The 13,116-nt window shown below is 60.9% G+C and carries 9 protein-coding genes; 4 read left to right on the plus strand and 5 right to left on the minus strand.

Translation table 11 applies throughout. The features are described from left to right. Position 1 precedes the first annotated feature (1 nt). The 4 genes from TSACC_RS05890 to TSACC_RS05905 all read left to right on the plus strand — a co-directional run bounded on the left by TSACC_RS05890 (position 2) and on the right by TSACC_RS05905 (position 4,944). Positions 2–2,053 carry an alpha-L-fucosidase gene (locus TSACC_RS05890; protein ID WP_075078462.1) on the plus strand — a complete coding sequence of 684 codons (2,052 nt, stop codon included), beginning with the start codon at positions 2–4 and terminating at the stop codon, positions 2,051–2,053. 124 nt (positions 2,054–2,177) lie between these two features. Then, the gene (locus TSACC_RS05895; protein WP_075078463.1) at positions 2,178–2,792 is read left to right on the plus strand and encodes a prepilin-type N-terminal cleavage/methylation domain-containing protein; all 615 of its coding nucleotides are present in this window, start codon (positions 2,178–2,180) and stop codon (positions 2,790–2,792) included. A 120-nt stretch (positions 2,793–2,912) separates the two neighbouring features. After that, positions 2,913–3,902 carry a hydroxyacid dehydrogenase gene (locus tag TSACC_RS05900; RefSeq protein ID WP_075078464.1) on the plus strand — a complete coding sequence of 330 codons (990 nt, stop codon included), beginning with the start codon at positions 2,913–2,915 and terminating at the stop codon, positions 3,900–3,902. 220 nt (positions 3,903–4,122) lie between these two features. Further along, positions 4,123–4,944 carry a PEP-CTERM sorting domain-containing protein gene (locus TSACC_RS05905; protein ID WP_075078465.1) on the plus strand — a complete coding sequence of 274 codons (822 nt, stop codon included), beginning with the start codon at positions 4,123–4,125 and terminating at the stop codon, positions 4,942–4,944. Between the two features lie 212 nt (positions 4,945–5,156). Here the strand turns inward: TSACC_RS05905 and TSACC_RS05910 are convergent, their stop codons facing one another. The 5 genes from TSACC_RS05910 to TSACC_RS05930 form a co-directional block, all read right to left on the minus strand. Next, positions 5,157–6,932: a sodium:solute symporter family protein gene (locus TSACC_RS05910; protein WP_075078466.1), complete on the minus strand. Its 1,776-nt coding sequence runs from the start codon at positions 6,930–6,932 to the stop codon at positions 5,157–5,159. Between the two features lie 63 nt (positions 6,933–6,995). Then, a complete protein-coding gene (locus TSACC_RS05915) occupies positions 6,996–8,069 on the minus strand; it encodes a LacI family DNA-binding transcriptional regulator (RefSeq protein WP_169809550.1) in 1,074 nt (357 codons plus the stop codon). Between the two features lie 16 nt (positions 8,070–8,085). Further along, positions 8,086–11,640: a Verru_Chthon cassette protein A gene (gene vccA, locus TSACC_RS05920; protein ID WP_169809551.1), complete on the minus strand. Its 3,555-nt coding sequence runs from the start codon at positions 11,638–11,640 to the stop codon at positions 8,086–8,088. Positions 11,641–11,678: 38 nt separating this feature from the next. After that, positions 11,679–12,671, minus strand: coding sequence for a Verru_Chthon cassette protein C (gene vccC / locus TSACC_RS05925; protein WP_075078469.1), 993 nt, complete (start codon positions 12,669–12,671; stop codon positions 11,679–11,681). Next, the gene (locus TSACC_RS05930; RefSeq protein WP_075078470.1) at positions 12,672–13,115 is read right to left on the minus strand and encodes a prepilin-type N-terminal cleavage/methylation domain-containing protein; all 444 of its coding nucleotides are present in this window, start codon (positions 13,113–13,115) and stop codon (positions 12,672–12,674) included. It lies immediately after the preceding gene. Position 13,116: the final 1 nt, after the last annotated feature.

A 13,116-nucleotide genomic window follows, 5' to 3' on the forward strand; every position in this document is an offset into this window, starting at 1 on the left:
CATGTCATCCGCTCTTCGCCAGGTTCATCTCGACTTCCACACCTCGCCGTTCATTCCCGATGTCGGCGCGGAATTCGACGCGCGCGAGTTTGCCGCGACCTTCAGGCGCGCCCGGGTCAATAGCGTGACCATCTTTGCCAAGTGCCACCATGGGATGTGCTATTACCCCACGCAGACCGGCACTCCGCATCCCGCGCTGAATGGCCGCGACCTGCTCGGCGAGATGTTGGAAGCCCTCCGCGAGGAAGGCATTCGCTGCCCCGTCTACACCACCGTGGCGTGGGAGGAAAATGTCGCCGACCTTCACCCGGAGTGGCGGCAAATGCGGGCCGACGGCACCTTTGCCCGTTGTGAGAATGTCGATCCCGCCCGCCCGCCGCATCCCGGCGGATGGAGGTTTAACGACTGGGTGCATCCCGACTATCTCGACTATCTCGAGGCGCACGTGCGCGAACTCTTCTCCCGCTACGGCCAGTTGGACGGGCTTTTCTTCGACATCCTGTTTTACGATCTGCTAGCTCATCACAGCGACGCCTGCCGCCGCTACCGTGCACGCCATGGCTTCGAGGCGGACGATGTCGAGACCTTCAAGCGCTTCGAATCTCACGCCCAGGCCAGCTTCGCCTCCCGCTTCACGAAGCTCATTCGCAGTCTCTCGCCGGAGAGCTCGGTCTTTTACAACACGCCCTTCGATGTCTATGTCGACGGCACCGGCGGCCGCCAGCGCCTGCCCCATCTCACCCATATCGAGATCGAGTCGCTGCCTTCGGGATTCTGGGGGTATTACCATTTCCCACGCCTGGCGCGCGGCGCGGGCCGGTGGGGCAAGCCCTGGGTCGGTATGACCGGTCGCTTCCAGCGCATGTGGGGCGACTTTGGCGGGATCAAGCCCCAGGCCGCGCTGGAGTACGAGTGCTTCCGCTCACAGGCTCTCGGTGGCGGAAATTCCGTCGGCGACCAACTCCCGCCTCGCGGCCGGCTCGATGCTGCGGCCTACGATCTCATCGGCGCGGTCTACGAACAATGCGAAGCCGCCGAGCCGTTCTATGCCGGCAGCGTGGAGCTCACCGATATCGGCATCCTCTCCGCAAACTTCCCCGGCAAGGATCTCTCCGCGACGGGCACGTCGGACGAGGGCGCGATCCAGATGTGTGAGGAGACGCATTACGAGGTCTCGCTCCTCGACGAGCACTCCGACCTCTCAGCCTGCCGCGGCCTCATTCTGCCGGACGATGTGGTCATCACGCCGCGCCTCTACAAGAAGCTCAAGGCCTACCACGCCGCAGGCGGCAAGCTGATCATCTCTCACCGCTCCGGTCGCGACATCTCGGGCCGCTGGGCGCTGGATTTCCTGCCCCTCGGCTTCAATGGCATGGTGGAAAAGTTCCCCACCTACTGGCGGGCGCGCAAGGACTTCTGGCCGGAGCTGAGCGCCAGCGACCGGGTCGTGTATTCCCAAGGGGTGAATGTCTTCCCGGGCAAGGGCGCCAGGGTGCTGGTCGATCGCGTGCTGCCGTATTTCAAGCGTACCGACCTGACCTTTTCCTCGCATTTTCAGACTCCGCCGCAGGCCGAGCCGGACCGCTTCCCGGCCGTCGTCTCGGGGAAGGGATTTGTATATTTCGCCGACCCGATTTTCCGCGAGTACCGGCAGACCGGCAATCAGGCCGCCCGCGACGTCTGGCGCCGCATCATCCGCGACTTCGTCGGCGACCCACTCGTGGGTGCAGGTCTCCCGAGCACCATGCTTTGCATCCCGCGCCGCCGCGGCCGCGATCTGATCCTCACGCTCTTGCATTATGTGCCCGTGCGCAAAGCCCTCGAGATCGACGTGTGCGAGGAGCGCATGAGCTTCGCCGGCGAGTCGCTTGCCTTTTCCTCCAGCGTAAAGGAAGTCCGTCGGTTCGATACCGGTGAGACTCTCGAGCGCTCCGCGGACGGCAAGTGCTTCACCTTGCCGGTTACCAAGGGCCGCCTCCTCCTTGAAGTCCCGGGATTTTTCACCGCCAAAGCCAGCCGCCCCGTTCGAGCGGTCGCTACGAAACGGAAGTAGCCAGGCTCTCCCAGAACGCCGAAAAGGCTTCCCTCCACCCCAAAACTAAACGCCTCCGCAAACACCACGGGAAAGATTTCTCTGGAAAGAGAAAATACTTTCTCTAACTTGAAAGACGCCCCCCATGAAGTATCGTCGCCGGAATCCGAACGGCCTTACCCTCATAGAAATCCTCGTTGTCATCGGCATCATCGCCGTGCTGGCGAGTTTGCTGTTCCCTGCGTTGAGCAGCACGCGCAAGGCGGCGGCGAATGCCGTCTGCGTGTCGAATCTCCGCCAGATTTTCCAACTCTCCGCCGTCTGGGCTACGGACAATGATGGCTACGTGCCCCAGAGCCAGTGGTATGTGACGAACATGCCCACGAGGTACAGCAATCTCACCAAGTACGGCCTGACCCCCAAGATGACGATTTGCCCGGCTTCCGGCCTGCAGTCGCCTACCTACGGCATCAGCAGTCGGCTGGTAACCTCCTCCGACCCGCAATGGGGGCCGGGAGACGTGTACTTCTGGTCGCACGGAAAATACAAACTCTCCCTCCTCTCGCCTCGCACCATCTTCTTCTCCGAGACCGGGAAGCAAAGCTGGAGCGGCAAAGCCGGAGCCTACATCTCCGCCCCGGAATCCGCCGCCGCACCGCATGGGAACAAAGGGAATGTCCTTTATTGCGACGGCCACGTGGAGGCCTTGGGGACGAACGATCTGAAGAAGCTTGAGAACTGGTCATACGGCATTCCGTGAGCCGTGCGGAGTGAAAAGCCTCCGGCAGCACCTGTCGGGCCTGAGGGGCGCCGTCTTCGGGGGTCTCAATAGCACCTCTTGTCCAGGCGGCGGATGGTTACTACACTGGCGCATCGTTCGATGAAAAAAGTCATATTCCTGGGAGAGCAAAGCTTGCTGGATTCCGTTTACTCTCTCGAGACACGGTGGAAGATCGCCACGGAAGCCGAGGTTTTGGAACCTGCCATCCCTCCCGAGGAGGTCGATGCTCACATGGACCGCCTCTCGCAGGCCGATGCGATTTTTACCACCTGGGGCATGCCTCTGCTCTCCGAGGCCCAGCTTGCCGCACTTCCCAGGCTCAAGGCCGTATTTTACGCTGCTGGCTCGGTAAGGTTGTTTGCGCGACCCTTGATCGAGCGCGACATCATGGTCGTGAGTTCCTGGGTGGCCAACGCGATCCCCGTCGCCGAGTTCACCCTCGCCCAGATCCTGCTCTCCATGAAGGGCTACTTTCGCAATCTGCGTGACTACAATACTCCGGAGGCGCTTCGTCAGGCGTTTCGGGGGCCGGGGAATTACGGCGAGACGGTTGCCATCCTGGGCGCCGGGGCGATCGGGAGAAAGGTCATCGAATTGCTGGCTCCGTTCCGGCTGAGAATTGCGGTGTTTGACCAGTTTTTGACCAAGGTCGATGCGGCGAATCTCGGCGTAAGCAAGGTGAGCCTGGAGGAAGCCTTTGAGTCGGGGTTTGCCATCTCGAACCATCTTGCCGATGTGCCGGAGACGGAGGGCATGTTGCAAAAACAGCACTTTGCTCGGATGCGCGACGGGGCTGTCTTTATCAATACCGGTCGGGGCCGTACCGTCCGCGAGGACGATCTTTGCGATGTGCTGGAAGCACGCAAGGACCTCACCGCGCTCCTCGACGTGACGTATCCCGAGCCACCCAAGGCGGATTCCCGGTTGTTCTCGCTGCCCAATGCGCTGCTCTCCACTCACATCGCGGGGTCGATCAATTCCGAAGTCGCCCGCCTCGGCGAGATCGCCTGCGCGGAGTTTCTTTCCTGGAAGCACGGCAAACCGATGCGCTTTGCCATCTCCCTGGAGAAGCTCGCGACTATGGCTTAAGGATTTGCGATTCCCGCGTTGAGACTGGTCTCTCCGCCATGGTCGCCGGAAATAACCGCCGCGACGACAGGGCTGCGATCCCGTTCTCTATTCCATTACCCTAATGGTGGCCGCGTTGCCGGGACTTAGGCTGGCGAGGGAATGTCCGCGGTGCCGGGTGCTTCTATGTAAAAGCCCTTAATCGGTTTTCCTGGGCCAGGGGATCGCTTTTTCCTTGGGAATGACATCCTTCCGAACATTCATTCTCTTGCTGGCCGCGGTCTCCACGGCGAAAGCCGCTACCGTTTACGACGTAGGATCGGCTGTAACGGCCGGAAATACCGGAGCTAATACCTATTTCGTTTCCAATCAGACCGGCGCCGGTGTCACTACGGGGTCCTCGCTGGGGCTTACGGTGGGCACGTCCACCGGCACCACGAACACGACATATCTCGTCGGCTATTTCCCCGACGTCAGCCTGATCAATGTTGGGGACTCGATCTCCATGTCGCTGTCGTTCTCCGGCCCGATCAATGCGACCAACGAGGCATTCCGTGTCGGCTTTTACGATTCTGGCAACTCGCAACTCACCAGCAATGTCACGGCGAGCAATGGATCTGCGGTAATGAAGGACTATACGGGATACTCCGCCAGCCTCGGTGCCAATACGACTCCCTCCGCCTCAAACACATTCAAGGAAAGAAGTACCTCGAATAACAATCTCTTCTCCTCGTCTTCCTATAATTCATTCAGTTCCCCGACACTGGCGGGCAGTGTGGGTTCGACAGGGTCACGAAATCTCACCTACACGCTGGAGTTGGTTGCGACCGGCGTAAAGATGACGATCGACTACGGGACTTACTCTTACTCCTATATTGATACGGTCACCCCTTATACGAATTTCGACACCTTCGCGATTTACTCGGAGAAATCCACTTCGACCACGACATCCCCCACGCTCACTTTTACCAACCTCACGATTTCATCAGTTCCCGAGCCATCGACATTTGTCCTTTGCGCCCTGGGATTGGGACTTCTTCTGCGCCGGAGACTCCGGCGCTAGGAGCAACGGAAAGACAGGACAGACGAAAAGGCCGCGGTGAGAATCGCGGCCTTTTTGCGTGGAGGGATCAGGACTCGCGAAGACCGCTCGCAGCCGTCCGCCCATCACTCGCGCGCATGTTTCTGAGATGTTGCCTTGCGATGGCTGGCGGGATTGTCGCCGCACCGGCGCTCTGCTGTTGCTGACGACCTGCGAAGGGAGCGACGCAGGGGCTATTTGGTAACGAGCTCGCCGACCTTATGGGGTTCACGCATGGCGTGGAACTTCTTCCGGGCCTGTACCAGCATGAAGATGCCGACGAGGCAGACGAATCCCGCGATCGCAAGGATGAGGAGCCGATCGGTGAGAGGGTTGGGCAGCAGGGCGAGAAGGCTCATGAATCCCCCGATCGCCGTGGCGAAGAAGCCGATCATCCGCAGTTGCATGGCATCGTTTCCCTTTCCGACTTCCTTCTCGAAATCGACGGGCCGATGCATGCGCTCGAAGAAGACATCGATCTGGCGGCGGTATTCCGGCCTGGAGTATTTCCAGAATGGAATTGTCGCGGCATAGGCCACCGCGCTGACACCCATGATCACGAGGGTCAGTGTCGGCCAGGACCAGCTCTCGCGATGAAAGATCACGGTGCCGCCCAGCTCGATCAAGGATGGCACGAATCCCGCCCCTGCCGCGACCAGGCCGGACCACCATGGAGCGCGCCGGACGAACAGACCAAGGATGAGAGGAACGCTCATCGGCCCTCCCAGCATGGCCCCGATACGGAAGGCGACATCAAAGATGCCCTTCCCACTCGCCGTGGCGAAATAGCAGGCCAGCGCGACGATGGTAAGGCCAAACGCCAGGGAGGTGAACTTGCCGACGACGAGCTGGCGCGTATCGGACATGGGGGCTTTTCCCGTGAGACGGCGCAGGGCGGGAATGACATCGCGCACGACCATTGCCGCGTTGCGATTGATGCCGGCATCCATCGAGCTCATGGTGGCGGAGAACATCGCGACCGCGATCAGGCCGGTCATGCCATAGGGCAGCAGCCTCATGCTGATCACGGCATAGGAACCCTCTCCGGGGTTGGCCAGCGGCAGGGCGGCGACATCAGCCGCATAGAGCAGCCGTGCACACAACGGCGGGATCACCCAGAAGATCATGCAGACGCCCATCAGGACCGCCGCGAGCAGTGCCGCCTTGGAGGCCTCGCGACCGTCCTTCACTGTAAAATAGCGGGCGGCAGAGCTAAGCGAGCACTGCGTTTTGACCTGAAACACCAGCATCGCGATGATCCACATCGCAGCATAGTTTCCTCCGGGAAACGTGTTCTCTCCCTTGAACAGGGCAAAGTTTGCTCCCAGACCCTGTTGGGAGACCAGCTCCAGCAGCCCGCCGACGCCTCCCACCTTGAGCAGGCAGAGAATAGCAACCAGCACCGTGACAGGCACGAGGATGAGCCCCTGTACAAACTCCGTGGCCATCATGGCCCAGCTGCCACCTGTCGTGGCGTAAACCGTCACCACCAGCCCGAGGAGGAGGATCACCGTGATGATGTTCAGGCCAAACATCGCCCCGCTGAAAAGCGCCAGGGCCCAGAGCTGCATCGACGCCCCGAGCAGAAACATCACCAGTCCGACATAGGCGTAGATCTGCTGCGTCGCGGGACCATAGCGCTGACGCACCACCTCGGGGAAGGTAATGGCTCGCAGCTGACGGAACCATCCGGCAAGGAAGAGCCAATTCATCACCAGGCCGACGACCGTGCCTGCGTAGATGATGAGATAGCTGAGTCCCGCCGCATAGGCTACGCCGGCGTTGCTCGTGAACGTGATCGCGCTGATGCCGCTCATGAAGATGCTCGTGCCGACGAGCCACCATGTCCCCTGGCAGCCACTGCGAAAGTAGTCGCTGACATTGCGGTTCATCGAGTGAAACGCCGCTCCCATGACGAGCATGAAGACGAGGTATACGGCGATGATTACGTATTCGAGGGTGTGGCTCATGAGAGAACTGGGTTCCCCTCAATCTCGCCTCGGAATCGCCAGGCCGGGATGTCCGGCGTACTTTTACAAAGAAATGGCCCGTCGCGGCCCGGCGGTGACTCTTTGCACGGTTGCGCCGGGACGCCACGTGCCTTCGACGAGCAGGCGCTGCGGGACGACCGGGATGCCGAGTTCGTTCCGGTTGATCATGGAGACGACGAGGTCGACGGCGGCTCGACCGATCAGAGCCGAGTTTTCATCGATACCGGAATGATTGCTGGAGGGATTGGTGACATTGCACATCGCCACTCCGACATCCGATGGCACCGATACGCCCAGCTCCTTGAGGAAGATGAAGACATCCTGATGGATGGTGACGATGCAATCCGGGCGATGTTTGCGAAACCACTTGGCAAAGGTCGAGAAGTTCCAGTCTTCCGGCACCGCGGGGATAAGCACGGGAACGGCTTTTCCCGTGCTGTTCTTGCGTTGCTCTGAAAGGAACGCTCCCGACCAGTTGCCGTCGACCCGTTCGTCGAGGGCGCCCATGATTGCCAGGCCCGGTCGGCGATAACCCAGGGCGCGCAGCCTGCGGCACAGGATCACCATGGAGCGGAAGTGGTGATTTGCCACCGCGTGAAAGGCGGGCCGTGTCATCGTATAGCCGAGGCTGATCACGGAAAACCGGCTCCAGTCGAGATTGAGGTGCGCCCGCGCACGACGCTGGGGCGCGTTGATGATCCCCTGGATACCACGGGCCACGAGGATGCGCGAGGCGTTCAGGTGGGTCATTCCCGGCTCCCGCAGCCAGAACGGCTCGACCTTGTACCCGAGCTCCTCCGCTCGGAGACACGCGGCGTCGAAGTATTGACTCGCCGAGGCGAGCCCCTTCCATCCCTCGCGCGTTTCGTGGTTGGTCAGGAGCGCCAGGGTTGAGCGATATGCCGGGGGACGTACGGAATTCCGATAGGCATTGAGGACGGAAAGGGATGGGTCCGGGACATACCCGAGGCGATCGGCGATGGCTCGGATATGGAGTTTGGTAGCCTCGGGAATGCTCGGATGTCCGCGCAGCGCCAGGGACACCGCGACCTGGCTGACTCGCGCCATGCGTGCGATGTCGCTTTGCGTGACACGTTTTTGATCAGGCTTTCCCATGCTTGGCATATGTTTCCTAGGGGTTGAAACGCCGATGCTGGACCCGGCGGAAGAGGTAGTACGGCGCCAGGCCCGTGTCTTGCACGGAGAACGCCGTGGCCGGGTCGGCTATGGTCGTGTTGGCGGCATCGATGTAGCGCTCGATCGTCGTGGCCCCCTGGTACTCGGCGAGCACCTTGTTGGGGTCCTCCACCCATTCATCGACCGGCGTTCCTTTGGATGGCCTGGCCAGGATTTGTGCCTTGTAGTGCACGGTGAAGACATTGGACTGGGTGGTGAGTCGAGGATAGATCCGCCCATAGGATGCCTCTCTGGAGTTATCTCCTGTGAGGGCATTGGTGCTCCAGAAGGATTTCATCTGCGTCAACTGCGTTCCCTGCGGAACGAGGTAGAGACTGCATATTTCCGACGGTGAGCGAAAGACTTCTCCATTCGCAAACCTGTCCTCAAACTGCCGGAGCGTGCCTGTCTTTTCCGAGACGCTGTCCGCGCCGGCTTGCTCCGCCACATCGAGGATCCGGCGGAAGCTGTCCTGGCTCGTGCTGCTTTTATAGCTGGATGCCTTGCTCGTCGGGATGGCGAGGATCTGTTCGCTTCGCAGGACGGCGCGGAGCGCCGTGTTCCTCTTGATATAGGAAAAGGGAGCGATGGCATAGTTCATATTGACTTTGCCGGCGGTGGAGAATGGCTCGCTGATGACGTAAGGCTCGACCACCGGCATCCAGAAAAAATCGAGCAACAGCGAATCCGCGGGACTGGCGGCTCCCGGATGGGCGGAGTCGGGACGAAACAGCAGCGTGCGCCACGGCACGCCTGCCTTCACTCCGGTAGGCAGCGAGCCAAAATTGACCGGGGAGGCGATGAGGCGATTGGGAGAGAAGAAGGTCGGGCCGCCAGCCTCCTGTTCCTCGTTGTCGTCAAAGTATGGCACGGATGACGGCGAGGCCCGGTATTGGTTACCCTCATCCGGTTTTCCGATGTAGGGGCCGTCTGCCACGGTCGCAGTGCCGTTGTCCCAGTCTCCGGTGGTCCATGCGGCCTGCGCCGCGGCCAGGTTGGGGAAATCGGGCTGGGAGTAGCTGGAGTAGTTCGCCCCGGGAACCAGTTTCCCGGAGGCATCGTATCCGTAAAGATACCGAGTGGATACCGAGTCATCGAGCGTGTGCGAAAAGGCGTTCGTGCCATAGCCAGGCAGGGGGACAAATACGCTGCGGTCGACCTCGGGGGATGCTGCGACGAGCCTGATATCCCCGTGGCCCGGGACGAGGCTGATCACGACATCATTGCTGCGGATCCAGGCGCCCAGTGCCGGGTTTTCCGCTTTTCCGGGTTCGTTGCTTCCCGGGGAGTTGCTCACGATCGAGATGCGGCCCTTCTTGTTGCCCACTGCGCCATCGGAGGAAAACGTCCACCAGTTTTCCCGCGTTCCGGCGGCGGCATTATCGACCAGTGTGGGTTGCGGCAGCGTCGGGGCTCCGGGAAACTCGGCCCGGATCGTTTGCACCGGCGGGTCCGTATTGGTGTCGGCGCCAGCCGGGAAGATTTCGATCTTCAGTTTACCGCCGGAGAAGGCCATCGTCCCCGCATTGGGTATCGTCACGGGCGCACTGACAAAGGGATAGACATTCTCGCTGGTGAGTCCGGTATCGGCGGGCATCACGCCTCGCGCCGGAATCTTCCCTCCGGTGAGAACCATGCGGATACCGGTGAACCCGCCCCAGTACCGGCCATTGTAGGTGGTCACCGTATTTCCATTGGAAAGCTTGGGACCCGCCTTGAATCGCCGCACGCCGCTGCTGGGAAATGCCAGCGGCTGGCCGCTCAATGTCATCGCATTTTCAAAGGTCACTTTGATCTGGGCGTCCCCCCGGATCGCGGTCCAGCCTTGCGCTGGACAGAAAAGCTCCAGCAGGAGCGCGGCTTCCACACGCTTCTGGCCGGGTTGCAGGGCGATGCCTCCCAGTGTGCGGTTCACCTTGCTTGAATCGGGGTCGGTCGCGATGTTGCTGGGCGCATTCGCCGCATCGGCGGTGCAGATGAAATGCATGGCGATCTCCGAGACCGTGAAGAACCGGCCAAATCCCATCGTGTCGTTGGATGTCCGCAACGGCACGACCTGCCCGTGTCCAAAATCGACCTCACGGTTGGAAAGCCGGCGGCTGGTGAACTGATGGCCGCTGGTGGGATAATTGTAGCTGCCCGTGGTTTCCTGCTCGAGGAGATCGTCGAAAAGGTTGGTGGAGCGAATGTAGTCGACCATTTCTGTCAGGATCTGGTCCCGGTCGGCGGAGTATTTCGAAAGGAAGTCGCCGCCAAAGCCGGGGATCGCTTTCCCGGTGAGGGTCTTCAGGTAGGCCAGCAACTCCGCATTGCGGGGAATGTTCTGGATGTCGTTGGTGGCGCTGCCCGAGTTGCTTCTTTGAAAATAAAAGGGATGGCCGTTGATGGTTGAGCAAAAGGCAATCAATCGATCAAATACCGTGCGATAACCGGGTGCCGTCGAGGCATTGACGGGCCACATCGACAGCTTGGGGAGGGCGAAGGGATTAAGCTCGGGCGCGCGGCTTGTCGCCGTGAGGAAAAAGCGGGCCCGGGCGAGGACATCCTGGTTGAGCGCGGTGAGATTGCGGTCGGGAGTGAAGACCAGTTCGTCGGAGGATGCCAGCAGCCGCTGGTTTGTGATTGGAAGCGGTCCAGTCGCGACCTGTGTGCCGCTTTTCGAGCCGCCTTCATCATAGCGGGGCGCCAGGCCGAGGATCTGCGCCGCGGTGAGATCAGGGAATACCGCCGACAGGTAGGTCGTGGCCGGATGCCCCGGGTACCGCTGAAATTCGTTCCGCGCCGGCTGAAAATTCGCCAGCGACCTTTCTCCCTTTCCTCCGGATCGCGGGGTATCCCAGAATCCCCCGAAATCGCCCGCCGCGGCGTTCCAGGCATCTCCGGCGGCTGTATTGACGTTAACCTTGCAGGTTTCGTCGTCAGCCCAGTAGGCGATGCGTCCGACGATGGGGTTCTTGTCCGTGGCACCCGCGACCTTGAGCTTGCCTCCACTCGAGGATGGGGCGACGAGGCTTCCATCGGAAAGGGCGTAAAGCCATCGCACAGGCATGGGCAGAGGGTTGGAGGAGGTTGCCGGGGCATTCTTGACGGTGAAACCTGCCACGGCGTTCAAGGCGCTGGCATCGGCGATGGGATATTGGCCGGCCACCGGCGCATTCAGATCGACGTACACCCCGCTCTGGGCCGCCCAGTCTGCCGGCACCGCGTCGGCGCCCTGGAGATTGTATGTGGGGGAGATCAGTTCATTGTCGCTATAGAGTCGATAGACCGCGGTCTGTTTTCCCGAGGTGTCAAAGGTGCGAAGCAGCCCGGGCTGGGATGTCCACAGCAACCTGGGGTCCTGCGTCGCTTTCCGCAGCATGAGTTCCACCATGCCCACGGCGGAATCTCCCAGCAGTCTCGCCTGTACGGCATTGGCTCCGCTGGCCGATACTTGAAGGTTCGTCCGGGAGGAAACGAGAAATGCCACCGCCAGCGCGGTAAGGATGATGAGGACCGCCAGGACGCTCACCAGTGCGAAACCCCGTGTCCGTTGTGTGATTGCTGTCCTCATGTTTGACTGTTCCAAAGGCTGGTTCCCACCGGCACCGTCGTTCGGAATACGCGATAGGGGATGCGCCCGTCCTGGAGTCCGCGCTCGACCTTCTTCAGGTCGTTGTCCCATTCGGCCGGGTCGTGAAATACCTCATTGGGTTCAAACCCGAGATCCGGAGCTGCGGAGCTGTTGCCTTGCAGTCTGGCCGAGGTCGCTTCGTCGATGACGACGAGTATGACCTCCAGGCGGGGGGGCAACTGGTTCATCTCCCGCGGTTGATTGCCGGAGTTTCCAGCCCATGACACGCCGCTGTCATAGGAGTATGATGTCGATGCGCCATCGGGCCACATGGGGCGGACGGCGAAGGCGACGACATTTTCTGCCAGCACACGAGCCGAGCCATTGGACAGGGCATTCGTTATCCAGTTTGACGGGGAGGCATACACGGACATCTTCTCAGAGGGTTGCTCGATGCTCAGGAGCCGGTAGCGAAACCGCGGATGGCCTGCGGCGAGGAAGGCCGGCTTGCCACCGATGAAGTCTCCGCTGGTGTCGTTTCCAAACTTCACGTAGTAGCCTCGTGTATTCAGGAGGCTTGCCAGCTTCGTCAACGACGAGGAATCCGAGTGACCGAGCGGCGCCTGAAAGAACACGGCATGTCCGATCTGGGCGGGCACGAGGCCGGGTCCGCAGGCGAAGCGTAGCTCCGACTGGCGACCGTAGCGGGTGGGATTCCCATCATATGACGGATCTCCGGCGGGGCGACCCGAGGCGTCGAAGTAATCGTAGTAGGTATTAAGCGTGGACTGGGAGAGTTCACGGGTGATGGTCGCAAACGCATCGCGTGCGGCGCGGAATGTCTCCTCGTGGGATTTGCCTCTGCGCCACACCTTGCTGGCCTGCGAAGTCATGTCCAGCGTGAGGGCCAGGATCAGAGATAACACGGCGATGGCCACCAGGACCTCAAGCAGCGAAAACGCCGCTCTTCGATTTTTGGGAATGGCCATTTAGCGTCCCTGGTTGGCGATCACCACCGGAAACCAGTTTGTCTGGCCGGGGAGGGTGGCATTCTCGATCCCGATCCGCACGCTCAGGCCGTCGCTGGCATTGAGTGGCTGGGAGGGCGAGCCGCGCTGCGGCAGGACGATCGGATTGGTCTCGATGCTGACCCGATATTTCCACGATGCCGCATTTGTCATCAGCATTCCCTGGTCGTCGTAATGATAGGTGGTTGCCGGGAGGGAAAAGGACGGTTTCCAGCTGTTCTCCCCGATGCTCATGATGGTGGTTTCCAGGATTTGTGCGCACAGGGTGCGATCCATGGATTCCCGTGTCGTCCGCATGGCCACAGGCATGAGGCCGATGATGGCTACCAGTGCCATGCCGATGATCGCGAGGCTGATGGCAACTTCGATGAGGCTGAACGCCCTGGCTCGTGCCACGCGAGGCATA

The organism is Terrimicrobium sacchariphilum (genome assembly GCF_001613545.1).
Lineage (GTDB): Bacteria > Verrucomicrobiota > Verrucomicrobiia > Chthoniobacterales > Terrimicrobiaceae > Terrimicrobium > Terrimicrobium sacchariphilum.

Excerpts from the sequence above, each read along its gene's own strand:
- TSACC_RS05890 (WP_075078462.1), top strand. The coding sequence starts at position 2 with ATGTCATCCGCTCTTCGCCAGGTTCATCTCGACTTCCACACCTCGCCG.
- TSACC_RS05895 (WP_075078463.1), top strand. The coding sequence starts at position 2,178 with ATGAAGTATCGTCGCCGGAATCCGAACGGCCTTACCCTCATAGAAATC.
- TSACC_RS05900 (WP_075078464.1), top strand. The coding sequence starts at position 2,913 with ATGAAAAAAGTCATATTCCTGGGAGAGCAAAGCTTGCTGGATTCCGTT.
- TSACC_RS05905 (WP_075078465.1), top strand. The coding sequence starts at position 4,123 with ATGACATCCTTCCGAACATTCATTCTCTTGCTGGCCGCGGTCTCCACG.
- TSACC_RS05910 (WP_075078466.1), bottom strand. The coding sequence starts at position 6,932 with ATGAGCCACACCCTCGAATACGTAATCATCGCCGTATACCTCGTCTTC.
- TSACC_RS05915 (WP_169809550.1), bottom strand. The coding sequence starts at position 8,069 with ATGGGAAAGCCTGATCAAAAACGTGTCACGCAAAGCGACATCGCACGC.
- vccC (WP_075078469.1), bottom strand. The coding sequence starts at position 12,671 with ATGGCCATTCCCAAAAATCGAAGAGCGGCGTTTTCGCTGCTTGAGGTC.
- TSACC_RS05930 (WP_075078470.1), bottom strand. The coding sequence starts at position 13,115 with ATGCCTCGCGTGGCACGAGCCAGGGCGTTCAGCCTCATCGAAGTTGCC.